The sequence below is a fragment of the Bacillus sp. LJBV19 genome (genome assembly GCF_017797845.1).
GTDB lineage: Bacteria > Bacillota > Bacilli > Bacillales > Bacillaceae > Bacillus > Bacillus velezensis.
Genome location: NZ_CP072563.1, coordinates 3,181,313 through 3,199,165, shown reverse-complemented (window position 1 = coordinate 3,199,165; position 17,853 = coordinate 3,181,313). Strand labels below are relative to the sequence as shown.

The 17,853-nt window shown below is 47.9% G+C and carries 19 protein-coding genes and 1 riboswitch; of the genes, 10 read left to right on the top strand and 9 right to left on the bottom strand.

The window, feature by feature from the left end:
- Window positions 1-3 precede the first annotated feature (3 nt).
- Window positions 4-687, bottom strand: coding sequence for a molybdate ABC transporter permease subunit (gene modB, locus J6600_RS15605; protein ID WP_017418930.1), 684 nt, complete (start codon window positions 685-687; stop codon window positions 4-6).
- The gene (gene modA / locus J6600_RS15600; protein ID WP_014418870.1) at window positions 668-1,465 is read right to left on the bottom strand and encodes a molybdate ABC transporter substrate-binding protein; all 798 of its coding nucleotides are present in this window, start codon (window positions 1,463-1,465) and stop codon (window positions 668-670) included. Before modA ends, modB begins: the two co-directional genes overlap by 20 nt.
- A 117-nt stretch (window positions 1,466-1,582) precedes the next feature.
- On the opposite strand from modA, the gene J6600_RS15595 reads away from it, so the two are divergent.
- On the top strand, window positions 1,583-2,509 hold the full coding sequence (locus J6600_RS15595; RefSeq protein ID WP_061862558.1) for a substrate-binding domain-containing protein: 927 nt from the start codon (window positions 1,583-1,585) through the stop codon (window positions 2,507-2,509).
- 30 nt (window positions 2,510-2,539) lie between these two features.
- On the opposite strand, the gene J6600_RS15590 is transcribed toward J6600_RS15595, so the two are convergent.
- Both J6600_RS15590 and J6600_RS15585 read right to left on the bottom strand, forming a co-directional pair.
- Window positions 2,540-4,396, bottom strand: coding sequence for an LTA synthase family protein (locus J6600_RS15590; protein ID WP_209387580.1), 1,857 nt, complete (start codon window positions 4,394-4,396; stop codon window positions 2,540-2,542).
- A 41-nt stretch (window positions 4,397-4,437) separates the two neighbouring features.
- Window positions 4,438-4,920, bottom strand: coding sequence for a metal-dependent hydrolase (locus J6600_RS15585; RefSeq protein ID WP_003151759.1), 483 nt, complete (start codon window positions 4,918-4,920; stop codon window positions 4,438-4,440).
- Window positions 4,921-5,103: 183 nt separating this feature from the next.
- Between J6600_RS15585 and sspJ the strand changes: the two genes are divergently transcribed.
- Window positions 5,104-5,244, top strand: coding sequence for a small acid-soluble spore protein SspJ (gene sspJ / locus J6600_RS15580; protein ID WP_021494114.1), 141 nt, complete (start codon window positions 5,104-5,106; stop codon window positions 5,242-5,244).
- Window positions 5,245-5,366: 122 nt separating this feature from the next.
- Window positions 5,367-5,547: riboswitch (Lysine riboswitch) on the top strand.
- A 110-nt stretch (window positions 5,548-5,657) separates the two neighbouring features.
- Window positions 5,658-7,070: an amino acid permease gene (locus J6600_RS15575; RefSeq protein ID WP_007410036.1), complete on the top strand. Its 1,413-nt coding sequence runs from the start codon at window positions 5,658-5,660 to the stop codon at window positions 7,068-7,070.
- A 51-nt stretch (window positions 7,071-7,121) separates the two neighbouring features.
- Here the strand turns inward: J6600_RS15575 and J6600_RS15570 are convergent, their stop codons facing one another.
- Window positions 7,122-8,036: a class I SAM-dependent methyltransferase gene (locus J6600_RS15570; RefSeq protein WP_151140065.1), complete on the bottom strand. Its 915-nt coding sequence runs from the start codon at window positions 8,034-8,036 to the stop codon at window positions 7,122-7,124.
- 146 nt (window positions 8,037-8,182) lie between these two features.
- A complete protein-coding gene (locus J6600_RS15565; protein ID WP_021494112.1) occupies window positions 8,183-9,121 on the bottom strand; it encodes an iron-hydroxamate ABC transporter substrate-binding protein in 939 nt (312 codons plus the stop codon).
- Window positions 9,122-9,368: 247 nt separating this feature from the next.
- Here J6600_RS15565 and J6600_RS15560 point away from each other — a divergent pair, with 247 nt between their 5' ends.
- From J6600_RS15560 to J6600_RS15550, 3 genes are read left to right on the top strand one after another with little or no spacing between them, the layout of a single operon-like run.
- Window positions 9,369-10,406, top strand: a complete 1,038-nt coding sequence (locus J6600_RS15560; RefSeq protein ID WP_029973587.1) for a FecCD family ABC transporter permease — start codon at window positions 9,369-9,371, stop codon at window positions 10,404-10,406.
- The gene (locus tag J6600_RS15555) at window positions 10,406-11,416 is read left to right on the top strand and encodes a FecCD family ABC transporter permease (RefSeq protein ID WP_012118423.1); all 1,011 of its coding nucleotides are present in this window, start codon (window positions 10,406-10,408) and stop codon (window positions 11,414-11,416) included. Before J6600_RS15560 ends, J6600_RS15555 begins: the two co-directional genes overlap by 1 nt.
- An 18-nt stretch (window positions 11,417-11,434) precedes the next feature.
- Entirely contained in the window at window positions 11,435-12,238 is an 804-nt protein-coding gene (locus J6600_RS15550; RefSeq protein WP_007613715.1) for an ABC transporter ATP-binding protein, read from the top strand.
- Between the two features lie 38 nt (window positions 12,239-12,276).
- Here J6600_RS15550 and J6600_RS15545 read toward each other — a convergent pair whose 3' ends face one another.
- The 3 genes from J6600_RS15545 to J6600_RS15535 all read right to left on the bottom strand — a co-directional run bounded on the left by J6600_RS15545 (window position 12,277) and on the right by J6600_RS15535 (window position 14,202).
- Complete coding sequence (locus J6600_RS15545) at window positions 12,277-12,699, bottom strand: regulatory YrvL family protein (protein WP_017418935.1); 423 nt, start codon at window positions 12,697-12,699, stop codon at window positions 12,277-12,279.
- Between the two features lie 69 nt (window positions 12,700-12,768).
- Complete coding sequence (locus tag J6600_RS15540; protein WP_007410043.1) at window positions 12,769-13,929, bottom strand: oxalate decarboxylase family bicupin; 1,161 nt, start codon at window positions 13,927-13,929, stop codon at window positions 12,769-12,771.
- Window positions 13,930-14,046: 117 nt separating this feature from the next.
- Window positions 14,047-14,202 (bottom strand): YvrJ family protein, encoded by a 156-nt coding sequence (locus J6600_RS15535; RefSeq protein ID WP_012118419.1) that lies wholly within the window; start codon window positions 14,200-14,202, stop codon window positions 14,047-14,049.
- 242 nt (window positions 14,203-14,444) lie between these two features.
- Here J6600_RS15535 and J6600_RS15530 point away from each other — a divergent pair, with 242 nt between their 5' ends.
- The 4 genes from J6600_RS15530 (at window position 14,445) to J6600_RS15515 (ending at window position 17,845) form a co-directional block, all read left to right on the top strand.
- On the top strand, window positions 14,445-14,981 hold the full coding sequence (locus tag J6600_RS15530) for a sigma-70 family RNA polymerase sigma factor (RefSeq protein ID WP_087920805.1): 537 nt from the start codon (window positions 14,445-14,447) through the stop codon (window positions 14,979-14,981).
- Complete coding sequence (gene rsoA / locus J6600_RS15525) at window positions 14,978-15,214, top strand: sigma-O factor regulator RsoA (protein ID WP_003151778.1); 237 nt, start codon at window positions 14,978-14,980, stop codon at window positions 15,212-15,214. Before J6600_RS15530 ends, rsoA begins: the two co-directional genes overlap by 4 nt.
- Window positions 15,215-15,386: 172 nt before the next feature.
- The gene (locus tag J6600_RS15520) at window positions 15,387-16,106 is read left to right on the top strand and encodes a response regulator transcription factor (protein ID WP_003151779.1); all 720 of its coding nucleotides are present in this window, start codon (window positions 15,387-15,389) and stop codon (window positions 16,104-16,106) included.
- On the top strand, window positions 16,103-17,845 hold the full coding sequence (locus J6600_RS15515) for a HAMP domain-containing sensor histidine kinase (RefSeq protein ID WP_061862555.1): 1,743 nt from the start codon (window positions 16,103-16,105) through the stop codon (window positions 17,843-17,845). Before J6600_RS15520 ends, J6600_RS15515 begins: the two co-directional genes overlap by 4 nt.
- Window positions 17,846-17,853: the final 8 nt, after the last annotated feature.

Sequence of the window (17,853 nt, the reverse complement as noted above, 5' to 3'; positions counted from 1 at the left end):
CAGTCAAGCGGGTTTTTTCAATTGGATGAAAAACAGCATCAGGAAAGAAATGATCACAATACAGATCACCCACACCCAGGCGAGTGTTTCATTGCCGGAGTCCATCGCGACGTAAATCGCTGTCGGCAGCGTTTGGGTGACGCCGGGAATATTTCCCGCAAACATTAAAGTCGCCCCGAATTCACCTAGCGCCCTTGCAATACTGAGAATGCTTCCGGTCAAGAGGGAGGGAAAGGCAAGCGGGACGGAAATACGGGTGAACACCTGCCATCTGCCGGCTCCGTCTACTTTCGCCGCTCCCTCGATGTCGGCATCAACCGCGGCGAAGCCGGTTTTAGCGGACTGATACATAAGCGGGAAGGCGACAATAGCCGAAGCGATCACCGCGGCCGACCACGTGAAAATGACGGGCTGGTGAAAAATCCGCTCAATCGCCCGGCCGATAAAGCTGTGTTTCCCGAAAATAATAATGAGAATGAAGCCGACAACGGTAGGCGGAAGAACGAGCGGGAGCATAAACAGGGTCTCCACAGCCGTTTTTCCGGGAAATCGCGCTTTCGCCATCCAGGCGCCGGCAAGCGTCCCGAGAATGATGACGGCGAGGCCCGATGCCAAAGCCACCTCAAACGACAGTACGACGGGAGTGAAAAACTCCGAAGCCGTAATGTTACTTGGCAGTAAATCCATATTTCTTAAACACTTTCATCGCTTCATCAGACTGCAGATACTGATAAAACGCTTCTGCTTCTTTACGGTGCTTTGTATCCTTGACGATGCCGAGCGGATAAACGATCGGATCGTGCGTTTTCGCCGGCGCTTCATCGGTGATTTTCACCTTTTTCGAAATCAGTGCGTCTGTTTTATAGACAAGCCCGGCATCGACATTTCCGGTTTCAACATAAGAAAGCACCTGGCGAACGTCTTTTGCATAGACGACTTTATCTTTTACCTTGTCCCACATGGATAATGCCGTCAATGACTGTTTGGCGTATTGTCCGGCCGGAACGGATTCAGGCGTGCCGAGCGCGATTTTTTCGGCGCTGTCTTTTTTCAGGTCATTCAGATGTGTCAGGTGTGCGCTGTTTTTCTCAGGCACGATCATGACGAGATCATTTTTCAAAAGATCCGTGCTGTCCTTTTTATCGATATCTCCGTCATGAACGAGCTTTTCGAATTTATCTTCGGCTGCCGAGAAGAATAAATCAGCTCCCGCGCCTTGTGAAATTTGTTTCTGCAATGTGCCTGATGATCCGAAGTTGTCTTGAATGGTTACGTTTGAATGTGATTTTTCGTAGTTGGTCTGGATTTCTTCAAGTGCATCCTGAGCGCTGGCTGCCGCAGAAACGGTCAGCGTGACTTTTTCGTTTTGTCCGCCTTTGGACGATTGTCCGGATGAGCAGCCCGCAGTTGCGAGGAAAACGGCCATAGCCGCAGTGGTGAGTAGTGTCGCTTTCTTTTTCAACATTGTGCACCCCTTATAGCTAAATATCATTAGATCAAACTAATTATAACGCAATTGTACGTAATGGTGCGGTTTTTTTTCAATATCTGAACAGTTATAATAAAAATGGAGCGTGATAATATGACAGAAGCCACTTCCTATACAATAGAAGAAGTTGCGGGCCTTTTGAAGGTCTCAAAACTGACAGTATATGATTTGATAAAAAAAGGACTCATTCCGGCGTACAGGGTCGGAAGACAGATGAGGGTCGATGAAGAGGACTTAAAACAATATAAAGCAAACATGAGAATGTCAAAAAAGCCATCCGTATCAGAAGCTGCTGACCCGTCCCGCGGGCGGGAGCCGGAAAAAAGGCAGTCCGTTATCATCAGCGGGCAGGATGTGTCGATGGACCTCCTCAGCAAACAGCTGGAACAAACAATACAGGCGGCTCCGCTCCGCAAGTACAGCGGCAGTTTGAACAGCCTGATCGAGATGTACCGCGGGGCTTGTGACATCGTCAGTCTGCATTTGTACGATGGGGAGACGGGGCAGTATAACATCCCGTACGTGAAGCGCATTCTTTCAGGGGAGCCGTTTGCGCTTTTTCATGTCGTGCTGCGGCAGGCCGGATTATATGTGAAAAAGGGCAATCCGCTGAACATTCAGGGCTTTCAGGACTTGAGCCGAAAGGATGTCCGTATCGTCAATCGCGAAAAAGGATCAGGCGCGAGGGTGCTGCTGGATGAACAGCTCAGATCTTTCGGTATTACGCCGTCTGATGTCGCCGGCTACCATGACATTGTCACTGATCATCTGTCAGCGGCTTCACAAGTATCAAGCGGAAAGGCGGATATCGGAGTCGGGTCGCAGCATGCGGCGCATATGGCAGGCACGGACTTTATCCCGGTGATCAGTGAACAGTACGATGTGGTCGTCTTAAAACAAAACCGGGAGCTTGTTCAAAGCGTGCAGGACATCCTCAATTCTGAGGAATTCAAGTCTCAGCTTTCTCAATTATCCGGATATGATACGAAAATGACCGGACGGCTCATATATGAAACATGAAAAATCCCTCCATATAACGGAGGGATTTTTTTATTGCTTGTAAAACCGCAGCAGGTCGCCGTTTAATATTTTATCGGAAAGCATCAGCTCTTGTTCCGCTTTTTCTTTCTCATCGCTGCACGCGCTCATGTCAGAAAGCGGTTCACCCGTTTTACGGCTGTAACACGTATTTTTCGTATAAATATGATCATCCGTGATAAAGCTGCCGTTTCTCAGCACCGCAAACGGGGTCCGCTCTCCGGAAAACAGATCATTGCCGAACTGAATGCTGCCTTTCGTTTCAATGCCGAGCAGGTGAAGCAGCGTCGGTCTTACATCAACCTGTCCCGCGGCGGAAGCAATCGTTTCCGGCGCACGGTCGGTCACCCCGGGAATATGAATGATAAACGGCACGCGCTGAAGCTGAACCGTATCAAACGGAGTGATTTCCTCTTTCCCTAAGAATTCGGCAAGTCCTTGATTATGGGCTTCGGATATACCGTAATGATCTCCCATCAGGACGATCATCGCGTTGTCATACAGTCCTTCTTTTTTCAGCTTCTTGAAAAAGTGTTTCAGGGCCTCATCTTCATAGCGGACCGTCGTCACATAGCGGTTTAATAAATCGCTGCTTGTGTCCGGTTCTTCAATGAGCTGATCCTGTTTATCAATTTCAAAAGGAAAATGGTTGGTCAAAGTCAGCAGGCTCGCGTAAAACGGCTGCGGAAGCTTCTTTAATTTTTCCGCTGACTGTTCGAGAAATTCCTTATCCTTCAGGCCCCAGCCTGTTGAATTTTCCTGTGTCACCTTAAATTCATCCGCGTCGAAAAAACGGTCGATTCCGAATGCCCCGTACATCTCATCCCGGTTCCAAAAGGCCTTATGATTGGCATGCAGAACGGCTGAATAGTATTGACGGTCTTTTAACATATGGTACATCGTATTGAACCGGTGGCCGCTTTTTGTAAAAAAAACGGCGCCGCTTGAAGATGGATACAGCGAATTCGCAGTAATGAATTCTGAATCTGAGGTTTTTCCCTGTTCAGTCTGCTGATAAAAATGAGTAAAGTCATAACTTTTTTTCCGCAGTTTATTTAAAAACGGGGTAATCTCCCGCCCGTTGACCCGCTCATCCATTACAAAACGCTGGGTTGATTCGAGCGTAACAAAAATCACATTGCGCCCCTTTGCCAGCCCGAACTTTGATTCGGACGGCCTGCTGTAGTCGGCTTGAGTGTAATTTGCGACCGCCGCAAGGCTGTCTTCGTCGGCAAACGCTTTAGCCCCTGCATTCAGCGTCTGCGAAATGGTGTCATACAAATGAAAGTGGAACAGGCCGATTCCTTTTACGAGCGCTTCACGATCAAAAGGGTGCTTGAACAGCTTCGGCTGCTCGGCCTCAGACAGCGCAAGGTTGCACAGCATGAGGCCGGCTGATGCCCACGCATACGCTTTAACGGTACGGGCGCCCGTTTTTCCTTTACCGGCTTTATGCCTTTTACCAAGGTAAAACAAAACCGCAATATCCAAAAATAAAGCGATATAAAGCGGGTGAAACAGCTCTTGGACGCTGCTTCCCATATCACCCATATTGCTCGCCTGAAACAAAACCGGTATGGTGATAAAATCAATATAAAAACCGTAAAACACCGTATTTGCGATTAAAATCCCCGTCAGCATCACATTTGCCGAAAGCAGAAAGATCCGCTGTTTTTTTTCCGTCAGCAGCAGGGCGATGCCGAACAGCGGCACAATGAAGCTCAGCGGATTAATGAGAAGCAGACATTCCTCAAGAACCGAATTGTTCTGCAGATCAAAACCGAGCTTATAAACGGCATAGGTTTTCATCCACATGAACAGGATGGACAGGCATAAAAACCGATGATTGCTGAAAAAGGTTTTCTTCATATGTATGACTCCTCACCCTAAAAGCGAAAGACGCTTTTTGTTTAAGAGATGCGGCCGTGAACCAGTTCGTATAAATAATAGCAGGATACAATCGTTAAGCCGGCCAGCACAAGCTGCTCCGAAAAGCTCCCCGTTCTCATATAAAGGGGAAGACGGAAGCGGATGGCGGACGGAAACAGCAGTTTAATGCCGTTGACGGTCCATGCGTCAAGCACAAGATGACTCGCCATTCCGATCATCAGTCCGGCGGAAATGCTCGGATTCGGAATATAGGTTGCCGTAATGAAAAACATAATAAGCATAAACAGCAGACTGTGTGTAAACGTTCTGTGGCCGAACACCGTGCTTACGATTTTGGACAGAACGGGCAGCGTTCTGCCGATTTTGCTTTTCGTATGGCATATGTCGGGAATCAGCGCCCCGAGGGCACCCGCTGAGGTCATAAGGACCGGATCATACCCGTAATAATACGCAATTGCGGAACAAGAAGCGATGCCTCCCATGATGTGTGTTTTTCCTGTCATTTTTCGCTTCTCCTTTTTATTTTTGCCAAAATCCCCTGAATTACAAATATATCAAGAGAATGCATGTTTGATCAACAAACTTTACCTGTTCCGCCAAAAGGAAGGAGACGCGGATTCCGCATATTCTGCCGCGGAAAAAGACACATTATAGGTGTACCTATATTTGATAAAGAGGTGATACAGATGGCTTTCTTTAACAAAGAAAAAGGAAAAAACAGCGATAAAAACAAAAACGTCATTCAAGGCGCGCTTGACGACGCCGGTGCAGCTCTGAAAGACGATCCGCTTCAAGAAGCTGTTCAAAAGAAAAAAAACAACCGCTGACCATATAAGACGGGTAGGGCGAACGCTCTATCCGTTTTCCATCTAATTTTTCCCTTTGACAGATCTTTTTATCTCTGATAACCTCTGAGTAGAATTGAATGATAAAAATCCTCACTCTTTCTCGGTGAGGTAGAGGTTGCGCTTGATGATGAGTCGCACATGCCAGGCTGATAGGGGCCGCAAAACATGTGTTAAAGGCATCAGCGCCGAAGTGTAAAGAAAGCCGATCCTTCTTTATGCTGGGACTGTATCTGAATAAGTGCAGGACTGCCGCGTGCTTTTTCGCGGAGGGCTATCCGGAGATCAAGGGTGTGTGTGTTTCTTTAAGCATGGACTTTTGTTCAGGCTTTTTTTGCGTGTAAATATGGTCTCGGGGTCTGGTCCGTACGAATGAACAACCAGGAGGTACAGGAATGGAACAGACGAAAAAATGGGGTTTTTGGTTATTAACGGCGTTTGTCGTAGGAAATATGGTAGGCTCGGGCATCTTTTCGCTTCCGAGTACGCTCGCAAAAATCGCGAGCCCGTTCGGCGCTACATCGGCATGGCTTTTAACGGGAGCCGGTGTGTTAATGATCGCGCTGGTCTTCGGCCACTTATCCATCCGTAAGCCTGAGCTGACGGCGGGGCCGCAAAGCTATGCGCGTGCGCTGTTCAGCGATCGGAAAAAAGGGAATGCAGCGGGCTTCACGATGGTGTGGGGCTACTGGGTGGCGAGCTGGATCAGCAACGTGGCGATCATCACGAGCCTTGCCGGATATTTAACATCATTTTTCCCGATTTTAACGGATAAGCGTGAAATGTTTTCGATCGGCGGTCAGGCGGTTACGCTCGGCCAGCTGCTGACGTTTGCCGTATGTACGGTTTTATTATGGGGCACTCACACGATTCTCGTCACCAGCATTAACGGTGCGAGTAAATTAAATTTCGTCACGACGTTTTCAAAAGTATTAGGATTTATCTTCTTTATCATTGCAGGTTTGTTTGTATTTCAAACGTCGTTTTTCGATCATTTTTATTTTCCGGTTCAAACAGGTCCTCACACAGTTGAGGGAATCGGCGGGCAGATCCACAATGCGGCGATTTCAACATTATGGGCGTTCGTCGGAATTGAATCTGCAGTCATCTTATCCGGACGCGCCCGTTCGCAGCGCGACGTGAAACGCGCCACCATTACCGGATTATTGATCGCGCTTGGCATCTATATCATCGTGACATTGATTACGATGGGCGTGCTTCCGCATGGTAAGCTTGTCGGCTCGGAAAAACCGTTTGTTGACGTATTGTACGCGATCGTCGGCAATGCGGGAAGCGTCATCATGGCGATTCTGGCGATTTTGTGTCTGTTCGGAACGATGCTCGGCTGGATTCTTCTCGGCTCTGAAGTTCCGTATCAAGCGGCGAAATCCGGAGACTTTCCGGCTGCTTTTGCAAAAACGAATAAACAGGGAAGCCCGGTTGTGTCGTTAATCGTAACGAACGTGATGTCACAGATCTTTATCTTTTCGGTTATTTCCCGGACGATCAGTGACGCGTTTACGTTTTTAACGACGGCGGCGACGCTCGCTTATCTGATTCCGTATCTCGTATCAGCGTTTTACAGCCTGAAGCTCATTTTTACGGGTGAAACGTATGACGAGATAAAGGGTTCAAGAGTAAGAGACGGTATCATCGCCATCCTTGCCTGCATTTATTCTTTTTACGTTATTATTACCGGAACGGCCGATTTAACGACCTTTATTCTCGGTATCGGGCTGTTTTTCGTCGGTTTGCTGTTATATCCTTTCGTCTCAAAGAAATTTGCAAACAACAGACAATCGGTATGACAAAAAGACATCTCACGTCTGTGAGATGTCTTTTTTATTTGCGGCAGCGGGTTACTTTTTGACGGCGTGTATATAATGAATGGTCTCGAATGCGGTTAAATGGTCAGTGCGTCCGCTGAAAAAACGGTCATTGACGTCCGCCGGAGATAAATGTTCATAAATAAGCAGACCTGATGATTCTAATATTTTTTCGATTTCTTTATAACTGAAACACGATAACATCGGTTCTCCGCTTGCTGCAGCCATTTTCACCATGTTTTCCACTCTGTTTGACAGTCCTCTTTCTTCAAAGAGCGACTCATCTGCATAATCGAACACGATAGAGCTTCCCGGCGGGACTTCGGCAAATAATTGTGTGAGCAGGCGGGCGAGATGCTTTTTCGTAAGATAGTATGACACACCGAGCAGGCTGAAAAAGGTTTTTTGGCGTGAAAAACCTTCCTGATACAGACGGCTGAAAGAAAGCGAAGCGGCGAAGTCCATCGGTACAAAATGAAGATGATGGGAAATGCCGAGGTTCAGATGTTTCAATCTGTTTATTTTGTCTTCCTGTGAAGCGGGATGATCGATTTCAAATGTGTCTAAGGCGTTTGTCACCTCAGGATGCCTGAAACAAAAAGTATCCAGCCCCGCGCCAAGGATGACATACTGTTTGGCCCCGAGCTTCACTTCATTGAAAAGCACTTCTTCACAATATGCGGCACGGGCTAACGGTGTAGGAGACAGCTGGACTTGAGTCACCCATTTTAAGATGTCATCCGGTTGGCCTTGAAGCCTCTGGGCCATGTCTTTGCTGAAAAATGATATACCTTGAATCAGATGATCGCGGATGTCCGAATGCTCTTTATCAGAAATCAGATCTTGTGCCAAAAAATCATCAAATATCACCGGGGTGTCGTATTTACTGTGGTACGCCCTTCCGAAAGCGGACAGCAGGGAAGTCATACTCGCCTTGTTTTCTTTCATATAAAGATCCTCCGTTATTTACATCAATCTCCGGCCGGGAGAATCTTATTATACATGTTAATACAAAAATGTAAATTATAGCATAAATGAATTTTTTTGTCAAGTTTCAAGCGTAATAAAAAGCCGCTGTGACAGCGGCTTCGGGGTTACTTCGTTAAGCTTTTTGTGATGTAGTCGAGCTGGCCTTCAAGTGAGATCGGGTCTGAGAAATAGAAGCCGATCGGATCAATGCGGTAGACATGGTTTTGTTTGACGGCATCGAGGTTCTTCCAGATTGAGCTGTCAAGCACGCCTTTGTCGTCACCGCCGGCCTGCCATGGCCCCATAAAGATGTAGTCTCCCGCGAAGTCAGGCAGTTTCTCGAGTGAAATGCTGGCGTAGCCCGGCCCTTGATTAATGGCTTTTTCCTGCGTCAGTTTTGTGGCCTTCAGCCCGAGTTTGTCATAAATGATGCTTCCGCCGCGGCCGAAGTCTTTACCGAATACATAGATGTCTTTTCCGTTTGTCTGCATGATGGAGATGGTTTTTGAGCCGACCGCTTTTTGAACCTTTGTTTTAGCGGCAGCGGTTTTCTTATCCCATTCAGCCAGCCATTTGTCTGCTTTATCTTCAGTGCCTGTCATTTTCGCAAACTCTTTGAATTGATCAATGTTGCTGAGCTTGTCATATTTAATGGCGATTGTCGGCGCGATTTTTTCCAGTTTTTCGATATCGGCGCCTTGTGTCGTCCAGACAACGATTAAATCCGGCTTTAAGTCAATGATTTTTTCAACGGACGTGCCGTCGCCAATGTTTGTCACACCTTTTGTTTTCCCTTTGTAATAAGGGTTTTTAAATACGTTTTGCGGCGCGCCGACAACATTGATGCCGAGCTGTTTAAAGTCGCCGTAGTAGCCGTCAGCCATGACGACGACCCGTTTCGGGTGCTTCGGAATTTTAATATTGCCGTTTTCGGCTTTATACGTGATGGTTTCTTCTTTTTCAGAAGAACCTTTCGTGTCTGAAGAATTGCCGCATGCGGCCAAAGCGGCGATGAGCAGCACGGCAATCAGCGCTGCGCCGATTTTCTTGTATGTATGGAACATCTGACATTCCTTCTTTCATAAAAATTAGTGATAAAGAGAATCATTATCAGTGTGATTATATCACTGCTTTCATAGAGAAGCACGCTCTTTTTAAAGAAAAACTTTCTTTTTTTATATGAAATTAGGTCTATTAAATGAGAAGATAAAAGTGCTATACTGAAACAAGTCATTGATAATCATTATCATTACCATTCTTGTTTTGAGAAAGGAAGAACGAGTGTTGGGTCTATTGAAAAAGAAACAGACAATGACGGCTCAAGGGGCATCAGGGAGTGAAATCCAGTGGACGGCGCGTTCATTCCGGGCTGCTGTGCTGCTGTGTGCCGGGATTGCGGTTTTATTGATCGGCGCGGCTCTGTCTGTTTCCATCGGAGCTGCCGATATTCATCTGCGGACGGTGTGGGATGCTCTCTTTCACTTTCAGCCGCAAAATACATCTCATCAAATCATACGCGATCTGAGGCTGCCGAGAACTGCCGCCGCCGCGCTCGTCGGGGCTTTTTTAGCTGTGTCCGGGGCGATTATGCAGGGGCTGACGCGGAACCCGCTTGCTGAGCCTTCCATTATGGGCGTGACGTCGGGGTCAGGATTTGCGATCGCATTGGCATTTGCTTTTTTTCCGGGTCTGTCTGCGGCGGGACTTGTTTTGTGGTCCTTTGCGGGAGCGGGAATCGGAGCGCTTATTGTGTTTGGCATCGGCCTGTTTTCAAAAGGCGGTCTGACACCGGTGAAGCTCGCGCTGGCCGGTACGGCAGTCGGCTATTTCTTAACGGGGCTTTCAAGCGCGATTGCGATCCGTTTTGATGTCGCCCAGGATGTGAAGTTCTGGTATGCCGGAGGAGTCGCTTCCGTCAAATGGGAAGGCGTGCAGCTGCTTTTGGCGGTCGGGGTTATCGGACTTTTGCTGGCATTTCTGATTGCGCGCTCAGTGACGGTGCTGAGCTTGGGTGAGGAACTGGCCAAAGGGCTCGGGCAGTACACATCGCTTGTGAAAGTAATCGGAATGTTTGTCGTTGTCCTCTTGACGGGGGCTTCAGTCTCAGTCGCCGGAGCCATTTCTTTTATCGGCTTGGTGATTCCGCATATCACCCGGTTTTTAGTCGGGGTAGATTACAGGTGGATCATTCCCTGTTCGGCGGTATTCGGCGCCGTTCTGTTAGTCTTCAGTGATATTGCCGCAAGACTCGTCAATGCGCCGTTTGAAACACCGGTCGGCGCTTTAACCGCCCTTATCGGCGTTCCCTTTTTCTTTTATTTGGCGCGCAGGGAAAGGAGAGGGCTGTAATGAATGTAAAATCGAAAAAACCGCTGGCGGTCATGGCCGTTACGTTTTTGCTCATATGCATCGTCTTTTTTATCAGCTTAAACATGGGGGTGATCCGGATTGCGCCTCTTGATACGCTGCGTGTCTTTTTCGGACAGGGGGATGCCCGGGATCAGCTCGTTTTATTTGAATTCAGACTGCCGCGCATGGTGCTGTCATTGCTGGTCGGCGCCGGAATCGCGGTTTCAGGCGCGATTTTTCAAAGCGTGTCTCAAAATGACTTGGCGGAGCCGGGCATTCTCGGTATTAACGCCGGAGCGTCTTTGGCGGTCGTTCTGTTTATCTTCTTTTTCCAAGGATCAGCTGTTGATTTAAGCATGGCCGGTACATGGCTGCTTCCGGTGAGCGCTTTGGCGGGGGCTTTTCTGGCTGCGCTGCTCATCTATGTTCTGGCTTGGAAAAAAGGCGTTTCACCTGTCCGGCTCGTTTTGGTCGGGATCGGCGTCAATGCGGGGTTTAATGCGCTTCTCTTGATTTTTCAGCTGAAAATGGACCCGCGGGATTTCATGCAGGCGCTTGTATGGATTTCCGGTTCGATTTGGAACGCCAATTGGAAAATGGTGCTGTCCATTTTGCCGTGGCTGCTGGTTCTTTTACCGTTCAGCCTCTATAAAGCCAGGTATTTAAATGTGCTTCAGCTCGGTGATCAGCTGGCGGCGGGGCTTGGCACCCGGGTTGAAAAGGAGCGGCGCGTTCTGCTGATGTCCGCCGTTGCCCTGACCGCGTCATGTGTTGCGGCAGCCGGCGGAATCGCTTTTCTCGGACTCATTGCGCCGCATTTGGCCAGAAGGCTTACCGGGCCGCGCCACCAGACGCTTATCCCGGTTTCGGCTTTAATCGGAGCATTTTTATTTCTGCTTGCCGATACGCTGGCGAGAAATGTGCTTGCACCGTCCGAAGTTCCCGTCGGCCTGGTGATTTCCGTGCTCGGAGCGCCGTATTTTGTATATTTACTGATGAAAACGAAATAGAGGAAGGAGACTGCCGCGATGAACTCATTATCGGCGGAACAGCTTACTGTCGGTTATGGCGACCGTTTGATAGCGAAAGAATTGGATATCGCCATCCCGAAAGGAAAAATTACAACGCTGATCGGTCCGAACGGCTGCGGAAAATCGACGGTTCTCAAAACGATGTCAAGAATCATGAAACCGAAATCCGGCGCCGTCTATTTAAACGGACAGGCGATCATGCAAAAATCCACGAAGGACATCGCCAAGGAAATGGCAATTCTTCCGCAGACGCCTGAAGCGCCGAGCGGGCTGACGGTGTACGAACTTGTTTCTTACGGCAGGTTTCCGCATCAGTCCGGAATGGGCCGTTTGAGTGATAAAGACCGTGACATGATCAAATGGGCGCTTGAAGAGACGGGGATGGCCGAATTTTACGACCGGCCGATCGAAGCGCTTTCCGGGGGGCAGCGGCAGCGTGTGTGGATCGCCATGGCGCTCGCTCAAGAAACGGAGCTGCTGCTTCTTGATGAACCGACCACTTATTTAGATCTCGCCCATCAGCTTGAAATTTTGCAGCTGCTGGACAAATTAAACAAGGAGCAGGGCCGCACCATTTTAATGGTCATTCATGATCTGAACCATGCCGCCCGTTTTTCCCATTACATGATCGCCCTGAAAAAAGGGCGCGTCATCAAGGAAGGAACGGCGGAGGAAGTCATGACTCCCGGCATATTGGAAGACGTTTTTCAGATTGACGCACAGATTGTAAAAGATCCGCGCACGAACAAACCGGTCTGCTTAACCTACGATTTAATCCGGCATGAAAACGCAACGGTATGATGAAAAAAAAACGCAGAGCCATTCCGGCCTGCGTTTTTTTATTGCGCCCGGGGCTGATTTTGTCCGGAGACGCATTTATCCAAAACGAAAAAAACTCCCGCCACAATCAGCTCCTCCGTCGTTGACAGCCAAATCTTTTCAATCAGTTTATCCGTCGTATACGCGGTCATCCAGAGGAACAGCAGCTGAACGGTGCTGGCTAAAAGGAGAAAAGGCAGCCTGCCCGTCCCAAAAAAGGTAAAGCTATGTATCATCAGCCGCTCAAGCGGTTCAAAACATAAACCGAGAAGAATAAAAAGCACGGAAAAAAGCAGGACGTACGCCATCGATCCGTAGCTCGTCCCGGCTAATGAAAATACAGCCATCATCACGATAAAATACCCGAATAATACGGCAGCGGCTGCCAGGGCATACCGGAGCACCTGAAGAAAAAACATTTTCGTCCCGTTTTGATTGATCATCTGTTCAGCTCCTTTTCACACAGAGGAGACTTGCAGAGACGGAACTCTGCAAGTCGGTGTGTATCTTCTTCAGCATTTCTTTTTGACGACAGGGTGTTTCTCTTTCGAAAGAATATCCGTAAAGTCTTTGCCCAGATCCAGATGCTGCTGGACGAATTTCTCGGGAAGCATGGCAAGCCATTGGTTCAGGGACACATCGGCATAGTGGTCATCCTTGAAGATTTCCAGGAAGACGAGCGGCTCATCTCCCAAATTTTCCACATAGTGGCCCATTGCGAACGGAACGTAACCGACATCCCCGGCCTGATAGTTAAATGTTCTTGCATGGCCGTCCGATGCAAAAACCGTCATCCGCCCTTTACCGGAAATATAATACTGCCATTCATGCGTGTTCGGATGCCAGTGCAGCTCTCTCATTGCGCCCGGTTCGACCACGACAAGCGCTGAAGCGATCGTTTTGGACACTTTGAAGTTTGTGGAATCCGCGATATATACTTTGCCGCCATCCGTCTCAGCAGTCGGGCCTTCATCCAGCAGGCGGTAAGTGAACGGATATGGCACTTCACCGTTCGGGCCTTCCACGATGTCATCTTTCAGCTTCCCGGGAACCGGCTCTTCAAAGATATATTTTTCTTTCCCGGGCAGGCCGGCGAGGTCTTTTTCTGAAACCCCGAAGTTGTTGGCGATGACATCAAGCGGTGTGTGGGCAAGCCAGTCAGTCACTTGGAATGTGCTGTTTTCTGAGAAGGAACCGTCATCAAAAACCAAGAGGAATTCACAGCCTTCTTTCAGCGCCTGAATGGAGTGCGGCAGGCCTGACGGGAAGTACCACAGATCTCCTTCCTTCACGTCATCGATAAAACTGCGTCCCTGTTCATCAACAATCGTGACCCGCGCTTTGCCCGTCAGCATATATGCCCATTCCGCTTCTTTATGCCAGTGCAGCTCACGGATGGCGCCCGGTTTTAAACGCATGTTGACAGATGCCAGATTTTCAGAAATCGGCAGCTCGCGAACGGTCACCTCACGCGCGTATCCGCCCTTTTCCAGCCGGTTGTGCACATCTGAGAAAGAGAATTTCATATTATCCACTGTGCCGTGATCCGTTTCCGGCGGCGTCAGCATATCCGGATTTTGGCGGTCTCTTTCAAGGTTGCGCGGAATCGTGACGGTCGCCCCTTTGTCTCCTCTGATCGGCTGCGGGATATTGCAGTTGTTTTCTTTTGACATGTAAATCGTCTCCTCTCAAGCTTTGTTTTTTCAGAAAGAGAATGTGAAAGGCCTTTCGTTTTCCCTTCTGCTTTGTTAAGTGATGCGTTCCGATGAAAAGTCAACTTCGTGTGAAAATTAATTTTTCATTTTCTGATCTTTCAGTTCCGTCATCAGTTCGATCAGGGCGTCAAACTTCTTCTCAAACCGTGTGAGAAGATACATGGCAATCAGAGCCGGAAAGCCGAGATTGCCGATCTGTCTGACCGCTTCTTCTATAAAAACCTGATCCATTATCAGCCACCTCCTGACTTGACCTGCAGTCATGTATATAAGTGAAAGAAAGAGCGGCTCCTGTAAACCTGATATCCCGGTTGAGGGTCTTTTTTTTGTTCCGGCAAAACCGGGACATAAGGAATACGGAATCTTAGTCGGAAAGGAGTAGTTTACTTTTTTTTGCTTTCTTTCATTTAATTTAAATAGGGGGCGGTTTTATGGACTATCAAGTTCTTTTACGGTCAAAATGCAAGGAAATTATGAAACATCCGATCGTTAAACATTTTTTAAGTGACCCAAAGCATTACGAGAAATTTAAAAATGTGCTGGAACATTCAGACGAGAAGGATGCAAAATCACTGGACGACCATTTTAAACAGTTTTATAAGGAAATCCGGATCATCAAATATATGAACTCTATGATCCGGATTTTCTCCATCGATTTTGACAAGCGCATCCGTAAAAATCAGAAGCGCTATCCGCTGACGGTGGATCAGCCGGAGGGAGGTGAAGCGCTTCCCTATGAAATGGGAAAAGACGCGTATGAAGAGTTTCTGCGGAAGCAGGGGGATTTGAGCCAGCATGTCCAAAACCGTGATTTATACGAAGCGCTTCAGACGTTAACCGATAAGCAAAAAAGCGTGCTGACGAATATTTATCTTCACGGAGCGACGATGAAGGAGATTGCCGAGTCGCTGGGTGAATCACGGCAGAACATTTCTAATATTCATAAAAAGGGGCTCGACAATCTCAGAAAGCAGCTGGACAAGCAAAAAAAGGGGGAAAATAAGCAGTGAACGGGCCATTTGACTTCAACAAAGAGAACACAGATACCGACGAAATGGAACTTTTGATTTCGCGTTTTTCGCCAATGATAAAAAAAAAACTGAGCAATACATCATACCAGGAAAGAGAAGATCTTGAACAAGAATTGAAGATTAAAATAGTTGAAAAAGCGGACATGCTGTTATGCCAGGAAGTGCCGGGTTTTTGGGAATTTATTCTTCATCTTATAAATGAAAGCTCCTGACAAAAGCGGCGGAATGATGGATATTCCGCTCTGACAACGTGAGAAAAACGAGAAGAGATGTCCGGTCTCGTTTTTCTTTTCTGTTTCCCCGCAAGACCTCCGCACTAAAAAAGTACCAAATCTTATCCATATAATGATATGATGAAAAAAACAAAGAGAAAGGAACGTCCAAGTGGAAAATGCGTCAATTTTAATTGTAGACGATGAGAAGGCGATCGTTGATATGGTCAAACGCGTTCTCGTCAAAGAAGGCTATCACAACATTAAGACAGCCGGAAGCGCTGAGGAAGCGATCGAGTTTGTTAAACATGAAACCGCGGATCTGCTCGTGCTGGATGTGATGATGGAAGGCATGTCCGGTTTTGAAGCATGCACCGAAATCCGGAACTATACCGACGCTCCGATCTTTTTTCTGACTGCCCGTTCTTCTGATGCGGATAAGCTGTCAGGATTTGCATTGGGAGCTGACGATTATATAACAAAGCCGTTTAATCCGCTCGAATTGGCGGCGCGGATCAGGGCGACGTTAAAGAGAACCTATAAGCGCGAAGAGAAAACGGCGGTAAAGACGTATTCATACAGCCATTTTTCCTATTCACCGCAAAACGCCGAGCTGATCGTCGGGGGCGAGCCCGTCAGCTGCTCCGCACAGCTTCTGCAGCTGCTTCAATATTTCTGTGAACACCCTGATGTGGTGCTCTCAAAAGATCAGATCTATGAAAAAGTATGGGGATATCCGTCTTACGGCGACAACAACACCGTCATGGTGCATATCCGCAAGCTTAGAGAAAAGATTGAAAAAGACCCCAGCAATCCGTCCTATATTGTAACGGTGCGCGGCCTCGGTTATCGGTTTATTCCCGATCAAGGAGAAAAAGGAACCCGCTCATGAGAATGCGCGGAAAATTTCTGCTCCACTTTTTCGGACAGCTGCTGCTTGTCATCCTGCTGATGTCCGTTTTGGCCGTCGCTTCTTTCTTCTATTTGGATTGGCGTTTCAGCGAAGCGGAAGCCAATGCGGGACTGACCAAAGCGACGGCGGACTCGTTTGAAGCGTGGCTTGATAAAAACGAAGACGGCACATGGGATGTCGATGAGTTTTTAAAGATGTCGGTCAGAAAGCAGAAGGGCTGGCTGCAGATCATTAATGACAATGAAAAAACGGACTACGCGTACAGAGTGCCGAAAGACGTCCCGAGCCATTACAGCAGAAAAGACCTCTTATCCATTTACCAGTACCGGAATTTTGACAACTACAAGCTGAATTACTGGACGGTCACGATAAATGATGAGACCTATTTGATTCTGTTCGGCTGGAAATCCGCCAGTGAGCAGCTTCTCACTTACATCGAATCACAGGAGCCATCCCTCGCTTCCCTTTCTCAATATAAAAAAAGCACGATTGATTATATTAAACGGGAAAAAGGGGCGGTCTACCTTCTCGAAGACAGCGGCAGACTGCTCGGGGATATCAACAGCACGAAAAAAGAACGGAACACCGTCAATGAGCTTGAATTGCTGAAATACAATTCCAAGCCGTGGAATTACAAACGGGAAATTTCTTTTAAAAGACTCGATAAAACGAAATGGATGGTCGCGTCGGTGCCGAACCCCGTGTACATCCCCGATCACGAGTTTAACAAATCATTTTTGAGAAATGTGATGAAAACCCTCTTCCTCTTGATCGGAATCCTGGTATTTATGATCTGCATCCTGACCATCTGGTACTCTTTCCGTTTCGGCTGGCCGCTGTTTCATACCATCAAATGGCTCGTCAATTTATCAAAGGGCCGGCTTGAAGAGCCGAAGAACCGCAAAGGACAGCCGGTCAGCAAAAACAAAAAAGGCAAAACAAAGCAGCCGTTCCGCTTTTTCGCCGAGATTTTCGAATCGATGGATCAGCTGACCGACACGCTGAAGCGGGATAAGAAAAACAGAGAAAAAATCCAGGCGACAAGGGAAGAATGGATCGCCGGGCTGAGCCATGACTTAAAAACCCCGCTGAGCACGATTTACGGCTACAGCATGATGCTTGAATCGAAGCAATACGACTGGACCCCGGAAGAAGTCAAAGAAATGGGGCAGATCGTCCGGGAAAAATCAGAATATATGTCCAAGCTGATTGAGGACTTAAACTTAACATACCGCCTCAAAAACGCGGCCCTCCCGATCGAACGGCGGCTGATCAACGTCGTGCCGTTTATCAGAAACGTCACGAACGATTTCACGAAAAACACGTTCTCGGAAGGCTATGACATCGCCTTTGAAACCAAAAAGGAAGACATTCTTTTCGCCATTGATGAAGCGTGGTTCCGCCGTATTCTGGAGAATCTGCTGGCAAACGCGGTTAAGCATAATAAGAAAGGGACCGCCATTCGGGTCGTGCTTGAGGAATCAGCCGAACAGCTCATTCTGAAGGTGAAAGATAACGGAAGAGGGATGGACGACGAAACGATTCACCAGCTGTTTAACCGTTATTACCGGGGAACGAATACGAAGGGGCCGTCAGAAGGAACGGGACTCGGGCTCGCCATTGCCAAAGAGCTGGTACACCTTCATAACGGAACCATCCATGTCAACAGCAGAATCAGCGCCGGAACGGTGATTACGATTCTTTTTAAAAAAGATTGAGTTTGGAC